This is a genomic window from Candidatus Protochlamydia sp. R18 (assembly GCF_000648255.1).
GTDB lineage: Bacteria > Chlamydiota > Chlamydiia > Chlamydiales > Parachlamydiaceae > Protochlamydia > Protochlamydia amoebophila.
On the sequence record NZ_BASL01000715.1, the window covers coordinates 1 to 17,206 of the forward strand.

A 17,206-nucleotide genomic window follows, 5' to 3' on the forward strand; every position below is an offset into this window, starting at 1 on the left:
CTGTAAAGCGACTAAGGGTTTCAAATGCGCTAATCCAGCGTCCGTGAGATTAGTACATCTATTCAAATTTAAATGTTGTAAAGTCACTAAGGGAGTTAAATGCGCTAATCCAGCGTCAGTGAGATTAGGACACCAACCTAGATTTAAATGCTGCAGAGCCACCAAGGGAGTCAAATGCGCCAATCCAGCGTCCGTGAGGTTTTTGTTCCCACTTAGATTCAAATGCTGTAAAGTAACTAAAGGTATTAAATGCACTAACCCATCGTCCGTGATTTTATGGCATTCGCTTAGATCTAAATGCTGTAAATTGACTAAAGGTGTTAAATGCGCTAATCCAGCGTCAGTGAGATTACGGCACTCACGCAGATCTAAGTGCTGTAAAGCGATTAAGGATTTCAAATGCGCCAATCCAGCGTCAGTGAGATTACGGCACTCACGCAGATCTAAGTACTGTAAAGCGATTAAGGATTTCAAATGCGCCAATCCAGCGTCAGTGAGATTACGGCACTCACGCAGATCTAAGTGCTGTAAAGCGATTAAGGATTTCAAATGCGCCAATCCAGCGTCAGTAAGCCCGTAGCACTTCTCGAGATAAAGCTCTTTTAAATTTTTACAATTTTTCAACGCTAAGAGATGGGTGTCAGTCAAATAACCCTTCTCTGAAAAATTGAGTCCTTCTATTTCATTTGAGAAGTGGTTTAAAATTTTTTCAAATTCGGTTAAATGGGAAGCCTGCTTTAATAATGAACTTACAACTGTGAGTTCTAAATAACTTTTTAAATTGGTTAATTGGTATTGCTGCGCAAAATTTAAAAGTTCTTTTAATTTTATTAGGCTATCTTCGCTAGAGTTAAATATCTCAAATTTCTTAGATTGATATGCGTCAAGCAACTGTTGTTCTAAATTCTTCACAACTTCTGTCAGTTGATAATAATCGGCTAGCTGAATGAAAGAAGGTAGATCTTCCACAGGAACTTTATAACTAGCATCTACTAGGCAATGGAGTAGATAAGTAAACTCTTTTTGTGTCAAAGCAAGGGGAGTTTGAAGAGTTTCTTGGAAATTTCCCGACCAAAGACTCTTAAAATAAGGCGATTTTTCCCTTAACAAAGATAGTTGAGAGCTAGGGATAATTAGAAAAGTTCCATCCTGAAATTTTAGAATGGAAGAAGGAAGGGCAAAACTTGAAGTTTGAGACGAACTTGATAAAAATACACTAGATTCTGGACGAGTTGTGACAACCTCTTTTCGCCCCCAAAAAATCTCTCTCCATTGAGACTGAAGCTGATCTCTATTGGTATAGTTAAAAAATAGGTTCAAAAAAGACTGAAAAATTGTTTTGGATAATAAACTAATACGTTCAAAAAATTTTAAACGTTCGTTTGATGGAGAGTAAAATTGAGTATCTGGATTGACAAGGGGAGTGGGTTGATGAGAATTTGAATTATGAATATGCATAATTACCTTCCAAATTAGCTAAATAATTTTGAAGTATATCGCACAATTCATATTAGTGAAATTAAATAGGTAATATTAATGCAATAAAATAGGCAATCAAATTTAAAGTGAAAATTGCTCTTATCGATCGATGGTTGATGAAATTTTGTTCAAATATGAAAAATCAGCAAAGAAATTGCTTCCAATTTTATTACTTAAATGAGTAATCCCGTTTGTCGAACAAGGGATGAATAGATTGACTTATCTAGCTGAAGCAAAAAGCAAATGTATTTTTACCTATTACGGTTAAAAAAAATCCATACGAGTTTTTATACCAACGCAGGTCCAAATTTGGTTTAGCTATTGGGAATTTAAAATGTGCTAATCCGGCATCAGTGAGATTATGGCACCGATTCAGATCAACAAATGCTTGAAAGGGATGAATAAAATCTATGAATTTATCATAGATTCAAATAATAAATTATGGAAATATGTTTCGCAAAATGTATATACTCGAATAAGTTTGAATGTCCTATTTCCTATTTGACAGTGCCATTACAATGTTTAACATCAATCGTACATCTTATCAATGGCTCTGGATAAGCAAAAATTTAAATTATCTTTAAATTTTTTTTAATTTTGTTCTCTCTGTCGAATTGACGATAATTTGTGATTCATTTAACCACAGACTTCAAAACATCGATGTAAAAGTGATAGATGAGCTAAAACTGTTACAAATAAGATCTGATGATAAAGCTATTTGGGTTATAGAAAACAGAGGAGTCATTAAAGGTATTTTAGCTTATTTTGTCATTTTGAATAGGCACAAGAAGTCTGTCATATTCGTTCATCAAATAAGATAATTAATTGCGTCAATAAAAATGACAAGCGACAAAATGGCCTTTTTGTACTTCTTTTAAAGAAGGTTTTACTTTTTTACAAATCGAACTTGCTAATTTACAACGAGATTGAAAAGGGCACCCTGTAGAGGTTTCAAGATGGGAAAAAGAGTCGTTTAGAGTAGATAATGATGTTTGCTTTGCTTCTAATGAAAGAATACAAACCGCTGCCAAAAGTGTTTTTGTATAGGGGTGGAGAGGATTTTCATAAACAGCATTAGTCGGCCCCAGCTCAACAAAATTACCTAAGTACATGATAGCTAAGCGATGTGTAAAATAGCGTAAAACTTCTAGATCATGCGAAATTATAAGATAAGTTAAATGATTTTTTTGTTGGATGTCTTTCATTAAATTAATTAATTGTCCTTGAACAGATGCATCTAAGGCGGAAAAAGGTTCATCACAAATAATTAATTGAGGATAGAGAGCTAAGGCTCTAGCTAAAGAAACTCTTTGTTTTTGTCCTCCACTTAACTCTTGAGGGATCCTTTTTAAAAAGTCTGCAGATAATCCCACTTGAGACAACAGTTGGTTTAAGAGTTTACTATCAGTAACTTTTTCTTTTTGATCATGAATCAAAAAAGGCTCTTGTAAGATTTTTTCAACTGTCATCCGAGGATTAAGTGAGCTTGATGAATGCTGAAAGACCATCTGTATATGCCGACGCATAAGCTTCAAGTCTTTTCTGTTCAATTTAAGAAAATCTTTATTTTGAAACTTTATAGATCCTGCTGTCGGTTCAATAAGTCTGACAAGAAGTTTAGCCAAAGTAGTTTTTCCACACCCGCTTTCCCCTCCTAATCCAAAAATTTCTCCTTTATTAAGTTCAAAAGAGATGTTGTCGATAGTTTTCAGAACTTTGTTACCTAAGCGAAATTCTTTAGAAAGGTTTTCAACTTTTAAAATCTCAGGCATCACTATTTTTTTCCTTTACTTTGAGCCAGCATGCGGCTTTATGATGATCATTTTCATTCATCGGCGGGGCTTCCTTCTGACAAATTCGCATAGCATGCCGACATCTTGGCCCAAAAGCACAAAGGGATGTCTGAGCAAAAAGGGAAGGAGGAGATCCTGGCAAGGTAAAAAGAACCTCATCTTGAAAATGCATTAAGCTTTTTTTAGCTTGTATGAGTCCTTGTGTGTAGGGGTGTTTTGGAGATTGAATCACTTTTTTAGCAGAACCAGACTCAACGATTTGACCTGCATACATAATCAATAATCGATCGCAAATATGATCTGCTACACCAAGATCATGCGTGATAAGCAAAATAGTCATTCCTACTTCTTTTTGTAATTCTTTCAAAAGATTTAAAACTTGTCGTTGTGTGGTCACATCTAAAGCAGTTGTTGGTTCATCGGCAATAACAAGGGAGGGATGGCAAGCTAATGTCATAGCTATGATGACACGTTGTTTCATTCCGCCGCTAATCTCATGAGGATATTGTTTCATCCGTAGAGCGGCATTATTGATGCCAACTTTATTTAACCAATTGATTCCTTGATAATAGGCTTCTTGTTTATTTAATTGGCAATGCCATAGCAATCCTTCGATGAATTGATCTGCAATTGTTTTGGTTGGGTTGAGTGCAAGGGATGGATCTTGGAAAATCATTCCAATTTTTTTTCCCCGGACCATTTCTATTTGCTTATCAGAATATTTTAAAATATCCGAACCTTGAAATAAAATTTGACCGGAAACTTTTTGAAGAGAAGGGGGAAAGATTTTCAAAATTGAGGAAGCTGTCAAACTTTTGCCACAACCCGATTCTCCTAAAAGCCCTACAATTTCGTTGGAATAAAGTTGAAAATTAACACCTCTTAGGGCATGGAGAGAACCATGCAAAGTTTCAAGAGTGAGAAATAACTGACATACGTCAACAAGTGGCTGAATCATAAAGAAACTTACTCTGTTTTATCAAAAGCGCTTTTCAATCCTTCACCAATCCAATGAAGGGAAAGCATAGTCAAACTAATCAAAAAAGCGGGAAAAAATAATCGCCAAGGGTAATATTGTAGGGCAGGCAATCCCTCATGTGCCATTGTGCCCCAACTTGCTGTTGGGGCTTGGACACCCAACCCTAAAAAACTTAAAAAAGCTTCAGAAAAAATAGCGGAAGGAATCGTTAACGTTAAAGTAACAAGGATGGGTCCGCTGGCATTAGGTAGAAGGTGTTTCCATAAAATTCTCGAAAAACTTGCTCCTAATACTTTTTCAGCTAAAATATAATCCATTTCTTTAATTAAAAGGATTTGCCCTCGAACAATTCTAGCCATTGTTATCCATCCAAATAATGTAATAGCAAGGACAATAGAGAAAAAGCCAGATCCTAAAACTACTGTGAACAATATAACGATAAGTAAGTAGGGTAGAGCGTATAAAATATCGACAAATCGCATCATCGCTTCATCAATTTTACCTCCAGAAAAACCGGCAATACCGCCCCAAATTAATCCTACAATTAGATCGATAGAGGCGGCTAAAAAACCAATACAAAGAGAAATTCGAGCCCCGAACCAAACTCTCGTAAAAAGATCGCGACCAAGGTCATCTGTGCCAAACCAAAACTGTGAAGAAGGAGGTTGATTTTTTAAAGTCAGATGCGTTGTTTCGGGAGAATATCCAGAAATTAAAGGTCCTAAAATCGTTAAAATAACAATTCCTAAAAAAAGAAGCATTCCTGCGATTCCTAAGGGATGAGATTGAAAGCGTTTAAAAATAGAGGGTCTGCTATAGGATGGTGGCACAAAAGTTTCTTCCCACTCCTCCAATGGAGTAAAATCTGATTGAGAGAGGGAGGATTTCATACTAATTCCTTATGAATGAGTTGGATGCGAGGATCTAATAAGCTGTAAATGATATCGACAATAAAGACAGATAATAGCAAAAGAGTACTATAAAAAAGAGTCAATCCCATAATAACAGGATAGTCTCTACTGAGAACACTATTTACAAACCATCCTCCTAGGCCTGGGATGCTGAAAATTTTTTCAATGATGAAACTTCCCACTAAAATATTAGCAAGTAATTGACCAAGATAACTTATGACTGGAAGTAAGGCATTGCGAAGAGCATGAGAATAGAGTATTTTATAATAGGGAAGGCCTTTTGCTTGGGCAGCTTTAATATAATCAGTTTTAAGAATTTCAATTAAACTTGCTCGTGTTAAACGTGCGATGAACGCCATAGGGAGAAGGGCTAAAGATAACGAAGGGAGAATACTTTGATTGAAATTTCCCCATTGAGCAAGAGGAAGCACACCCCATTTAATAGCGAAAATATATTGTAGAAAAGTTGCTAAAATAAAACTAGGAATTGACGTCCCAATAGCTGTCAGGATTAAGATAAAAAAATCTTGCCATTTGTTTTTCTTTAAAGCTCCAATTAATCCTAAGATTACCCCGCCGATCAAAGCAATAAAAATAGCTTGGAAACCAAGTTGAGCAGAAATAGGAAAGCTTTCTTGAATAATTTGATTAGTTGATCGTCCTTGATATTTCAAGGAATAGCCAAGATTACCTTTCAATAATTGAGAGAGATAATTTAAATATTGATTAATTCCAGACTGATCTAAACCATGCTTTTTTATTAAGGTCTGATGGATATCAGTTCTTAATCCTTGTTCGTCATTAAACGGATCTCCAGGAACAGCTTTCATAAGGATGAAAGTTAAAGTTATAATGATCCAAAGAGAGCTAAGTAAATAAATAAATTTTCTACAAAAATAGACGTGGTACATAGCAATCATTAATTAAAGGGGCTGAGATAAGCTTTTTTGAAATCTAGATAACCAAGTTCTGAAAAATAAACGTCATGGACATTTTCTTTTTTCAAATAATTGTACGATCCAAAAAATAGAGGAATGATTGGCATCTCTTGGATGAGTAATTTTTCAGTCTCAATTAATAATTGATTTCTTTGATTAGGAGAAGTTTCCTGTGAAACTTTTGTGAGTAAATCGATGTAATGCTGGTTTTCCCAACCCGTATTGTTTGTCCCGTTATTCTTAAATTTAAAAACATCTAAAAAAGAGATGGGATCGCGAAAATCAGCATACCAAGATCCAATTCCTATTTGATAGTCTTGTTTTTTCAGAAGGTCAAAATAAACTTTACTTTCATAAGCTTGTAACTGTACATTGATTCCCAAAACGTTTTTCCACTGTTGTTGGACAACTTGTGCAATTTTATGAGGACGCTCTCCTGATGCATAACACAAAGTCAATTTAGGAAAATTTTGCAAGCCTAAATTGTTCTCTTTAAGGGCTTCGTTAAAAAGTTGCTGAGCCATTCTATCATTTCCGTCTTGAAAGAAAACGGATGTTTCAAGCCATGTAGGAGGGACTAATCCTGTTGCAGGTTCTTGGTTGCCTTGTAAGACATGTTCAACTAACTCCTTTCGATTTAAAGCTAAAGCTAAAGCTTGCCTTATTTTTATCTGATCAAGAGGAAATTTAGAAGTATTAACTCGAAAGAGATGTATTCCTGCTGCTGGTGTAACGTGAAAGTTTTTATTCTTTTTTAAAGCAATTAAAGCATCTATGGAAATAGTTGAAAGTGGAGAACCGGTCCAATCAAGTTTGTGATTTTGAAATAATTGTAAAGCAGTTGGATTATCCAAGGTGATAAAAATGATTTTGTTTAATTTGATTGCGGAGTTGTCCCAGTAACCAACGTGAGGGATAATGGATAGGTCATTTGTCCAACTATCAATTTTAAAAGGGCCGTTAGTTGAGTAAAAAGAGTTAGAAGGATGAGGTTGTTTTCTTAAACCTGCGTGGACAGGAAAAAAAAAGTGTGTCGCAGTGAGATTAAGAAAGTAGGGAGTAGGATTTTTTAATTCTACAATCAATGTTTGCTTATCTTTAGCATAAATACCTACTTGATCTAAGTTAGCCGTGCCTTCTTTCGCCTCCTGAGCTCCTTTGATAACGTATAGTTGATAGGCATTCGGAGAGGGAAATTGGGGAGATAGAACACTTTTCCAGCTCTCTTCAAAATCATAAGCAGTAACTGGATCTCCGTTTGACCATTCATTAGAACGCAATTTAAAGGTATAAGTTTTATGATCGGGAGAAAGAGTAACTGTTTCAGCATTAGCCAACGTAATTGTTCCATCTGCTTGTATTCTTGTCAGGCCTTCATATAGTGCCTGCATAACGGTAATAGAGCCTAAGTCTCTCACAAGTCGAGGATCTAATGTTAGTAAATCAGATTCGCAACTTATACGAAAAATTTGCTCTTCCGCTCTTGTAGGTTTAATTTTTCTATCGCAGCCAATAAATAAAGGAATCAAAAAAAGAAAAAAAATAGGTAAATATTTTTTTAACATAAAATAGCCTCTTTTTTTGCATTTAGTCTAGATTGTTATGTCTCACTATAATTTTTCGATTTGTCTGTGTATAAATAGTGGAAATGAAATTGTTTAAATTTGAAAATTAATTTTATAATTTTCAATCCAAGTTTATATTTATACGAAATTATTTGATTTATAAAAAGTAAAGTTATCAACAGAAAGTGATTATATACTATGTATGAGATGAACATTAATTATCCAGTTGCAAATTTATATCGATTACCAAATGAACACGTTGAGGTAATTTCGCAAGCCATTTATGGTTGGAAAGTTAAGATTATCAAGAAAGATGAGAAATTTTATTTAGTCGAAACGGTCGATGGTTACCAAGGATGGATAAATCCAATACAGATGATTGAGAGCAATACGATATCTTCTTTTCCGATTATTAAAATTACATCGAATGCAGCACATATTTATAAGACTCCTCATGTAAATCGAGAAAAGCCTTTTTTAACCCTTCCTTTTGAAGTAGAATTACCTCTACTAGAAACACTTGAAGAAGAAGAAGGAAGATGGTTACAAATCCAACTCATGAATGGGGAAAAAGGATGGATTCAAAAAGGTGATATCACAATGGACCTTTTTTCAACTAATTTAGAAAAAGTGGTAGAAGGTAGTCAGCAGTTTTTAAACTTGCCTTACACGTGGGGGGGAGTTTCGAGTTTTGGTTATGATTGCTCAGGTTTTATTCAAATGATATTTAGACAGGTGAAAATCATTCTTCCTCGAGATGCCTCTCAACAAATTACCTTTCCCCTTTTTCAGTGTATCGATTGGAATAATAGAGAAAGGGGGGATGTGATTTTTTTTGGCTCTAATGATGACTCCATTAAACATGTGGGACTTTATTTAGGAAATGATCAATTGATTCATGCTTCTGTAAAACCCAAACCGACTTTGCAAATTTCTTCTTTAGAAGAGCCTTCCCTCAAAAATCGTTTTGATTATCGTACTGTTCGCAGACTTAAAATTTAAAGGAAAAATAAAGTTATTCAATCCATATCAATTGATTGAAAGAGTGTGAAAGATCAAGGTTAAACTTATATCAAGTCAGTTAATGCAAATAATTCTATCCTGTGAGGTTATTTTGGCATGGGGGAATAAAATTTCTATCATAATGTTGATTATCAAATCGTTGCTTAACTAAAGCAAACATTGATTGAATATCTCTTTTTTCATAACCCGAACCTTGAAAAACGCGTAAAATGTCTGCCTCTAAATAAGAGTGCCTATGCAGATCTATGATCAAACCTATAGTACAAATCAGATTGCGATTGGAATCTTTATCGCTTTGACCATCTTTTAACAATTGCAGAATCGTTTCAGTCGTGCATCCAATATTAATATGATCAATAATGAATTCTTGTATGGTATTATTTTGAGCTTTATTAACTTTTTGAACAGACTTAAGCTCTAGCATCTCTTTTATCGAATCATACCATAGGTAGGGGGTGAAGGTAAAAAAAGGACATATTTTTTTCGGATAAGCTGCTTCCCAACACTTTTGCATATTTTGAATGAATAAAGGATCAATATCAGTTTCACAGCTTAAACGCCAACCAATGTGAGAAAAATGTGTATGAGAATATAATTTGAAAAGTCGTCTAACAATGCGTTGAAAGATATTTAAACGTTCCAGGCTCCAGCCTTTATAACTATCGTAGGATAAATAAGGTTTTTTCCAGCTATAAAAATGACGATTATCTAAAATAAGGCTATAGTCGCTGTAAGGGCATATTTTTGCTAGTAAAAGTTTGAGACTTGAACTCATTTGAATACCTTAGTAATAATTGAATTAAATATATTAATTTATTAACTAATTATTAAGAAGTATATTTTATTTAGATGGGTTATAGATAACTCTATTTGTTAAGAAGTTATTAAAAGATTGGTGCTTAGCACCAATCTTTTAAATTAATTAAGTCATTTATGGTTTTTTATCATCCAAAATTTCAACTTCAGCTTCTTCAATATCATCAGGTTTATTATTGTTTGTCTGATGTTGCGAACTTTGGTTTGAACTTTCTTGGTAAGATCCGGAGCCAGTAGATTGCGTTTCGCTTTGACCTGCTGCTTTAGACATTACTTCACCGATTTGCTGCATTTGACGTTCAAGCTCATCTTTAGCTGAGCGAATACGAGCAATATCTGTGGTTTCAAGAGCTTTTTTAACCGCTTCTATTTTGTTAGAAATATCATCGGCAATTTGTTGAGGAACTTTGTCTTTATATTCATCCAAAGCTTTTTGAGCTCTGAAAGCTAAAGAGTCAGCCTCATTTTTAATTTCAACTTCTTCTTTACGTTTTTTGTCTTCTTCAGCGTGTTCTTCTGCATCTCTGACCATCCGTTTAATTTCTTCCTCTTGAAGTCCTGATTGAGCTTCAATACGAATTTTTTGCTCTTTGCCGCTAGAAAGATCTTTTGCAGAAACGTGCAAAATACCGTCAGCATCGATGTCAAAGGCAACTTCAATTTGTGGGGTTCCTCGTGGAGAAGGAGGAATGTCTGCTAAATCAAAACGTCCAATTTCTTTGTTGTCATTAGCCATTTTGCGTTCCCCTTGAAGGACGCGAATGGTAACAGCTGGTTGGTTATCTGCTGCAGTAGAGAAAATTTGTTTTTTCTGAGTAGGGATCGTTGTATTACGTTCAACTAAAGGAGTCATCACTCCGCCTAATGTCTCAATTCCTAGTGTCAATGGAGTAACATCTAATAATAAAACGTCTTTGACGACACCTGTTAATACCCCACCTTGGATAGCGGCTCCGACGGCAACAACCTCGTCAGGATTCACTCCTTTATGACCTTCTTTTCCAAAAATACTTTTTACAACTTCTTGGACAGCAGGCATACGGCTCATTCCACCGACTAGAATCACTTCACTGATATCATCTTTATTAAGACCAGAATCTTTTAAAGCTTTTAAGCAAGGTTCTCGCGTACGTTCAATAAGATCATGTGTTAAGCTTTCTAGCTTAGAACGTGTCAAAGTCATGGTTAAGTGTTTGGGTCCTGAAGCATCCATTGTAATAAATGGTTGGTTAATTTCTGTCTGTTGCACACCCGAAAGTTCGATCTTAGCTTTCTCAGCAGCGTCTCTTAGCCGTTGTAAAGCCATTTTGTCATTTCTTAAATCAATGCCCTGTTCTTGTTTAAATGTTTCTAACATCCAATTTAAAATAGCATTGTCGAAATCATCTCCCCCTAGATGGGTGTCACCACTTGTGGAAAGAACTTCAAATACCCCATCTCCGATTTCCAAGACAGAAATATCAAATGTTCCACCTCCTAAGTCAAAAACAGCAATTTTTTTATCTGCATTTTCTTTATCTAAACCATAAGCCAAAGCAGCAGCAGTCGGTTCAGGGATGATTCGTTTGACATCTAAACCCGCAATACGGCCAGCATCTTTAGTAGATTGACGCTGCGAATCATTGAAATAGGCTGGGACTGTAATAACGGCCTCGGTTATTTTTTCACCTAAATAAGCTTCAGCAGTTTCTTTCATTTTAATTAAAATTTGAGCGGCAATTTCTTCTGGTGTAACAATTTTTCCTTGAATTTCAAAAACAGCATCACCGTTGTTATTGTTGGTTACTTTATAGGGTACAGTTTTTATTTCATTGAGAACTTCTTGATATTTTCGTCCAATAAAACGTTTGGAAGAAGTAATGGTGTTCTCTGGATTTGTTACTGCTTGTCTTTTAGCGGGAATCCCAACTAAACGCTCATTTCCTTTATAAGCAACAACAGAAGGAGTTGTACGTGTTCCTTCAGCTGAAGCGATTACTTTAGGAGCTCCACCTTCCATCACAGCAACACAAGAATTAGTGGTTCCTAAGTCAATTCCAATTATACGCCCTTTTTTTGTTTGACTTTGGCTCATAGTCAAATCTCCTCTAATTATTTAATTGTTTTCATTAAGCTCTGATTTATCTTGCGGATCAATTGCAGAGATTGCTTTTGCAACTTTGACACGTGCAGGGCGAATCATTCGATCCCCCATTTTATATCCGCGAACATTTTCCTCTACGATAATGCCAGGAGCATATGAATCTGTTTCAATCATTTCAATAGCCTCGTGTAAATGAGGGTCAAAGAAAGTTCCTTGTGATTCTAAAGCTGTAATACCATTACTTGCTAAAACATCTTTAAATTGAGTTAAAATCATTTGAAACCCAAAAGCCCAATTTTTAACTTCATCAGACATGCCCTGCGCAAATTTTAACGCATTTTCTAAATTGTCTAAAGGTTTTAAAAAATCAACCACCATATTTTCCAAGGCATAACGACTAATTTCCTGCCGCTCTTTTTGTAATCGTTTCCGTGCATTTTCAGAATCGGCCAAAAGTCGTAAATACTTATCTTTGTATTCTGTCGCTTCTTTTTTTAAAGCTTTTAATTCTTCATCTGTAACAAGAACCTGTTTGGGATGATTAGGGGCAGATGGGAATTCTACATTTTCTTCCCCTGTTTGTTCTACTGTCGAAGATAAATCTTCTTCTACGTTTTGTTTTATTTGCTCTTCGTCTTTGTCAACCATTTCTTTTCTCCTTTATCATTCTGGTCTATATAACTTCATGGTCGCTTATCTTCGATGAGGAAACGTGATTGACCAATCAGTAAACTTTCTTCTTTTTTCAAATATAAGCTTTGCTCAGGTTGCCTGTAATCAATTTTGAATTTGTAAACATTTTTTGTAACAGTTTCGCTAATACAATCAGAAAATAGCTTTAATAAACTGAACAATCCTCGGTAAGGCAGTCTTGTTGGGCCTAATAAGCCTACTGCGCCGACTGGCTTGTAATTGATATAATAAGGGATAGTTAAAACACTACATCTAGGGCTCGAATTTGCAAAAGAAGACAGATCATCCCCAATCCAAAATCTTAAATGATTTAAGGCTTTGCATTCTTTTAAAAGAAGGCGCATGCTATGTGCATTTTCGAATAAAGATAGGCTGCTTGCAAGTAAGTTTGTATCCTGAAAATCTGAGTAAAAGAGTAGGCGAGAAAAGCCAGTTCGGTAAAGATCCACATCAATAAAATTTGAATAACCAACGATATATCTAAGCATTAATTCATTATAAAAAGTTTGAGCAATAGTTTCTTCCTCAGGCTCTAAATTTTCAGGTTCTCCTAAATTCGTTAAGCGGCAATGAAAATAATTCTCAATGCGCTTGATTCCAAAAGAAGAGAGTTTAACTGGCAAATGCATGACTTCAGTTTTAATAACTCCAAAATCCGTCATAATAATGCAAAGGCACCGATAGGCATCTAATGGAACTAGCTTGAGGTTAGCGATAAAATCGTGATCAAACCGAGGGGCAGAAAGGAAAACAGCACAATTAGTTTCCCAGCTAAGTTTTTCTGCAGCTTCTTGCAAAAAGATAGCGATTTCCTTTGATTCAAAACTTTTAAAAGCTTCAAAAGGATTTTGCTTATGATAAGGTTCATTGGTATTGAGATAAGCATGAGCATAAATTCGATAGGCTAAATCCGTAGGAATGCGGCCACCAGAAGAGTGTGATTGTAATAAGTATCCTTCTTCTTCAAGTTGGGCAAAATAATTACGAATGGTTGCAGAGCTCAAATCTTCAAATCCAGCTTCTTTTAAAGTGTTGGATCCAACGGGTTTTCCAGTTTGAATATAGTAATCGACTAAGCCTAATAAAACCCGTCTTTCTCGATCGTGTTTACCCACGCGTTTAATCGGTGTTGGTTTGATGATTTTCAAGAGCGAATCCTCCCTAATAATTTTGTTATTATACGCAAAGAGGGAAAATTTCGTCAAACAAATTTAGCACTCGATTATATCGAGTGCTATAATTTTTCTTTTTAGGTTTTATTTAGCAAGGGAAGTTCCAGCAAGAATAAGTGGAAGAATATCAATAATAGAGGGAGACCAAGTAAGCCCTCTTTTATAAACCATATAGGCAGAAAGATGGCAGGCAATAATGGCCTTCTTGTGATGCTCAGGTATTTGATCCAAAAGTTCATCTGAAAAAAGTTCAATTAAAGTTGGCAAACAGTAATTTAAAAATCCCCTAATCATGGGATCTTGAGAAGAATGAGGAAGAGACAAAGAGTCTAAATAATCGAGAATTTCATAAGTATATTGATTAATTTTTGAGGAAATCTGGTCGGAAATAGAAGTGAGATATTCTCCTGTTTTTTGATGAGTTTTTATAAGAAGATCTGCTTCATTTAAAGCACAAATTTTGAGTCTTTCTAAAATTTGTGCAACTAAGGCTTCTTTATGCTCTAAAAATTGCTCTTCACTTAGCGTTAGCCCGCATAAAACTTCAAATGAAGAACAAATGACGCCTGCTTTATTGGCAGAGCTATCTTTGACGATTAAAACACCTTTTTCTTCTAGAAAATGGCGGGCTGAAGGAGTCAAATATAAATTAGCTCCTTCAATAATTGCACGAGATGTAGGCCTACCATTTTCATCTAAAAATTCATGGCTGTTAGTTTCATTTAAAGTTCGAGGCCGCCCTCCAGCGGGAATAAAAATATCGGTTTTGGTTTTATGAAGATTATACCTTAATAAGTGGTTTGTATCGCTGCCAGATAACCAGTCTTCAATCACTTCGTTATTCACTTTTCTCCAACACAAAGTTTCTTGAATATAAGCTGAAGGATATCTTCTATGGCCTTTATTTACCAAAAAACTCCCGGAAGAAAGTCTTTCAGGGGGGTAATAACAAATGCCTTTACCTTGGTAAAAAAGCTCTTTAATGATGCTCAAATCTAAACCTTGATCATCTCGAATAGTTCCTGTTCCGTCTGTCAAAGCAATAACTTTAGCTGTGTGTGGATAATGGTGATAAAGATTGAGAAGCTGATTACCAGCAACGTCTCCATCAGGTCCCCCAGACATTTTTACTGTGAATAAGTCTTTATCAGGATGAATACCCATATATTTTAAGATTTCATGCATGTAGACATTTAATCCTAAGGAAGTCACTCCATATTCTTTATGATTAATTCCAAATGTAGGTTTACTAGATATAAAGGCTCTATCTGGCTTGTAGTGATATTTTCGACTAAAGTTAGCAATCCATTCGATCATAGAATCGTGCATGTTTTCATCAGGTCCTAAATAAATGTATTCAGCTCGGTTCCAGTAGTCGATAATATTTTTAGCACGAATTTTTCCATCAGGGTCACAGTTAACGATTGTAATGAGGCTTTCGATAAAAGCTCTTTGGGATTGATAAAGATATTCAATTTTTTGTTCTTGGCGAAATATTTGAATTTTATTTTCTATTTCTTGAGGTTCTATGTTAGACCATTCCAGTTCCCGTTTAAGAATTTGAGAGTCAGAATCAATTTGGTCAAAAGGTTTTAAGAATATAATTCCCTTTGCCCCTCCTTCTGGAATGTCTTTGTTCTTTTTATGTTGCGTCCAAGCTAAATTGTAACATTCTGTGAAAATATTATTTCGTTCAGCAATCATTTGCTCTAATTGTTCAGGATAAACTGTACGTAATCCTCCCCGAGATAGATCTTTAAATCGAATATGAAAACCAAAAAAATGCATCCCTCGAATGTAAAAGATGGCATATGGAAGTTCAGGGAATTTTTTTTGTCTATCAAAGGGAACATCATTCAGATAAGCAGGATTCAGACGGAAACTCAATGCAGTATAATTTAAGCGATAAAAATTGGTTTTTAAAGTGTAATAAATGAAACTCATTGCTTGGAGCAAAATATTTTTTCGTCGCATGTCATTATTTTCTTGTCCCGTGTCTAGTTGAGAAACATCATTCAAGAATTTTTTCCGGGTTTCTAAAAATAAATCGTAATCACAATGATTGGGGGCAAACTTAAGCTTAAAGGCCTCACAAATTTGAATTGTCAATTCAGGATGCCGATAGAAAGCTTCTTCAATATTTTCCACAGTATAAAGATTAGCATCTAAATGAACGAGTGTTTGATGTATGAAGTTAACCATTGCTTTTAATAAATTGCCCATATTTCCTGAAATAATATGGGAATTAACTAATCGTTCGCTGATGCGATCTGAAGGATCAAAATACTTGACAGTTGCAACTTCTCTTAAAAAATCAGGAATATCGGCGACATTCCAAACCGGCTCTCCATTGCTTCCATGTAAACTAAGTGCCATGACAAGAACACTCTGTTTTTCATGAGGATCCATATATGTTGCATTGACTCTTCTCATGCTTAAGCCATGGCGGTAAATAACTTGTGCGACGTGATAAAGAAAATTATGTTTTGGGGTGTTTCTCCAAGCTAAAATAAGATGCATGGATCCGTTATCTTTCTTTTGCCAACTATCTTCATACCGAACTTCATATTGACAATTATCTTGAAATTGCGCCTTGAAAAGGACATTTAAAGCAATTGAAAGTCTTTCTATAGGTAAAGAGTGTAGAAATGGAGTACTTATTTTAATGAGTAGTGTTTCAAAGTCAAGATCGTTAATTTCTGCATTCTCTTTTTTAACTAACTGTTTTAAAATTTCTTTGGAACTATCAGGGAAGAGGGATTCAGAGCCTTCTCCAGCACTCATGAAATCAATTATTGCAATTCTTAAGCGAGCTTTTATATGAGGAAAGGAAATGTTGGAAGTATAAACTTGATAATTTTTAATCCCATAAGACGTATAGTGATTTAAAATGCGTAAATCTGCGTCGGGAGTCTCTAAACAAAGAACAATAGAAGCGCTTTTAAGATTAATAATAGAGAAGTAGTCTTGTAAATCGAAACCCATCAAACTATGGGTGATTAACATGACATTATCCCGAGAAACTTCCTCAAAAAACAGGGAAGGCATAGCCATTTCCAACCAAAGATAATACTCTTGAAATTTTTGACTTTCTTGTTGAATAGCTTGGATCAAATCGCTGGATTCTGAGAGAGCCTGGTCAAGTTTTTCCATAGTCATTTTTCCTTATAACAAAAGGACTGGCCGCATGTTTTCAACTTACTTTATGTATAAATGCAAGACTGTAAAGAAATGAGAAATAAGTAAAAAATCTAAAGCCAAAAACATGCCTATCTCTACAAATCAAGAGAGATAGTTAGCTCATGGATGATTCCCTGATTTTCTACATTTTAACTGAATAAATTCTAAATTTGAATATGTCAAAACAAATTTTATAATACAAGTTTTGCTAGTGAAGATTAGTGGAAGATTTGGGGGTTGTAATCCATCTAGCTTAAATTCTGTTAGGTTTAAAGCGAATGATATTCTTCGCTTTATTGAAAAGAATTTTTTAAATTTTGATAAAAGCTAGTTAAAAATAGTTAAACGAATGATAATTAATTTTATTTAAATAGCATTTTTGAGTTTATTAACCTAAATTTTGGGTTTTTAGGCAACCATGAACAACAAGCGATGCTCCTCTGCTAAACTTATCGATTTGACTATAAAAAAGCGGTACAAGAAGCAGATTGTTTTTATCAAAAAGGGCTTCAAAATAACACTTGCTGAGATCAAAGCTAAGCCTCTGTTTAAAGTGATTGGCTCATCTCTTCTT

General features: G+C 35.0%; 12 protein-coding genes. 1 reads left to right on the forward strand and 11 read right to left on the reverse strand.

Features of this window, described 5'->3' with window-relative positions:
* The 6 genes from TY19_RS11765 to TY19_RS06905 form a co-directional block, all read right to left on the reverse strand.
* Positions 1-1,458: BTB/POZ domain-containing protein (locus TY19_RS11765; protein WP_079979257.1), on the reverse strand; the 1,458-nt coding region annotated here is incomplete at its 3' end.
* Between the two features lie 851 nt (positions 1,459-2,309).
* The gene (locus TY19_RS06885) at positions 2,310-3,251 is read right to left on the reverse strand and encodes an oligopeptide/dipeptide ABC transporter ATP-binding protein (protein ID WP_042281264.1); all 942 of its coding nucleotides are present in this window, start codon (positions 3,249-3,251) and stop codon (positions 2,310-2,312) included.
* Positions 3,244-4,230, reverse strand: a complete 987-nt coding sequence (locus TY19_RS06890; RefSeq protein WP_052354838.1) for an ABC transporter ATP-binding protein — start codon at positions 4,228-4,230, stop codon at positions 3,244-3,246. Before TY19_RS06890 ends, TY19_RS06885 begins: the two co-directional genes overlap by 8 nt.
* Positions 4,231-4,238: 8 nt before the next feature.
* On the reverse strand, positions 4,239-5,141 hold the full coding sequence (locus TY19_RS06895) for an ABC transporter permease (protein ID WP_052354839.1): 903 nt from the start codon (positions 5,139-5,141) through the stop codon (positions 4,239-4,241).
* Positions 5,138-6,073, reverse strand: a complete 936-nt coding sequence (locus tag TY19_RS06900; protein WP_042281292.1) for an ABC transporter permease — start codon at positions 6,071-6,073, stop codon at positions 5,138-5,140. The genes TY19_RS06895 and TY19_RS06900 overlap by 4 nt, the downstream gene beginning before the upstream one ends.
* Before the next feature lie 8 nt (positions 6,074-6,081).
* A complete protein-coding gene (locus TY19_RS06905) occupies positions 6,082-7,665 on the reverse strand; it encodes a peptide ABC transporter substrate-binding protein (protein WP_042281268.1) in 1,584 nt (527 codons plus the stop codon).
* Between the two features lie 198 nt (positions 7,666-7,863).
* Between TY19_RS06905 and TY19_RS06910 the strand changes: the two genes are divergently transcribed.
* Positions 7,864-8,667 (forward strand): C40 family peptidase, encoded by an 804-nt coding sequence (locus tag TY19_RS06910; RefSeq protein ID WP_042281270.1) that lies wholly within the window; start codon positions 7,864-7,866, stop codon positions 8,665-8,667.
* A gap of 94 nt (positions 8,668-8,761) precedes the next feature.
* Here the strand turns inward: TY19_RS06910 and TY19_RS06915 are convergent, their stop codons facing one another.
* The 5 genes from TY19_RS06915 to TY19_RS06935 form a co-directional block, all read right to left on the reverse strand.
* Positions 8,762-9,463: a hypothetical protein gene (locus tag TY19_RS06915; RefSeq protein ID WP_042281272.1), complete on the reverse strand. Its 702-nt coding sequence runs from the start codon at positions 9,461-9,463 to the stop codon at positions 8,762-8,764.
* A 156-nt stretch (positions 9,464-9,619) separates the two neighbouring features.
* The gene (gene dnaK, locus TY19_RS06920) at positions 9,620-11,578 is read right to left on the reverse strand and encodes a molecular chaperone DnaK (RefSeq protein WP_042281275.1); all 1,959 of its coding nucleotides are present in this window, start codon (positions 11,576-11,578) and stop codon (positions 9,620-9,622) included.
* A 21-nt stretch (positions 11,579-11,599) separates the two neighbouring features.
* Complete coding sequence (gene grpE, locus TY19_RS06925; RefSeq protein WP_079979259.1) at positions 11,600-12,235, reverse strand: nucleotide exchange factor GrpE; 636 nt, start codon at positions 12,233-12,235, stop codon at positions 11,600-11,602.
* Between the two features lie 35 nt (positions 12,236-12,270).
* Positions 12,271-13,428, reverse strand: a complete 1,158-nt coding sequence (hrcA, locus tag TY19_RS06930; protein ID WP_042281278.1) for a heat-inducible transcriptional repressor HrcA — start codon at positions 13,426-13,428, stop codon at positions 12,271-12,273.
* 108 nt (positions 13,429-13,536) lie between these two features.
* Positions 13,537-16,605, reverse strand: coding sequence for an NAD-glutamate dehydrogenase domain-containing protein (locus TY19_RS06935; protein ID WP_042281281.1), 3,069 nt, complete (start codon positions 16,603-16,605; stop codon positions 13,537-13,539).
* Between the last annotated feature and the right edge of the window lie 601 nt (positions 16,606-17,206).

Excerpts from the sequence above, each read along its gene's own strand:
- TY19_RS06885 (WP_042281264.1), bottom strand. The coding sequence starts at position 3,251 with ATGCCTGAGATTTTAAAAGTTGAAAACCTTTCTAAAGAATTTCGCTTA.
- TY19_RS06890 (WP_052354838.1), bottom strand. The coding sequence starts at position 4,230 with ATGATTCAGCCACTTGTTGACGTATGTCAGTTATTTCTCACTCTTGAA.
- TY19_RS06895 (WP_052354839.1), bottom strand. The coding sequence starts at position 5,141 with ATGAAATCCTCCCTCTCTCAATCAGATTTTACTCCATTGGAGGAGTGG.
- TY19_RS06900 (WP_042281292.1), bottom strand. The coding sequence starts at position 6,073 with ATGTACCACGTCTATTTTTGTAGAAAATTTATTTATTTACTTAGCTCT.
- TY19_RS06905 (WP_042281268.1), bottom strand. The coding sequence starts at position 7,665 with ATGTTAAAAAAATATTTACCTATTTTTTTTCTTTTTTTGATTCCTTTA.
- TY19_RS06910 (WP_042281270.1), top strand. The coding sequence starts at position 7,864 with ATGTATGAGATGAACATTAATTATCCAGTTGCAAATTTATATCGATTA.
- TY19_RS06915 (WP_042281272.1), bottom strand. The coding sequence starts at position 9,463 with ATGAGTTCAAGTCTCAAACTTTTACTAGCAAAAATATGCCCTTACAGC.
- dnaK (WP_042281275.1), bottom strand. The coding sequence starts at position 11,578 with ATGAGCCAAAGTCAAACAAAAAAAGGGCGTATAATTGGAATTGACTTA.
- grpE (WP_079979259.1), bottom strand. The coding sequence starts at position 12,235 with ATGGTTGACAAAGACGAAGAGCAAATAAAACAAAACGTAGAAGAAGAT.
- TY19_RS06935 (WP_042281281.1), bottom strand. The coding sequence starts at position 16,605 with ATGGAAAAACTTGACCAGGCTCTCTCAGAATCCAGCGATTTGATCCAA.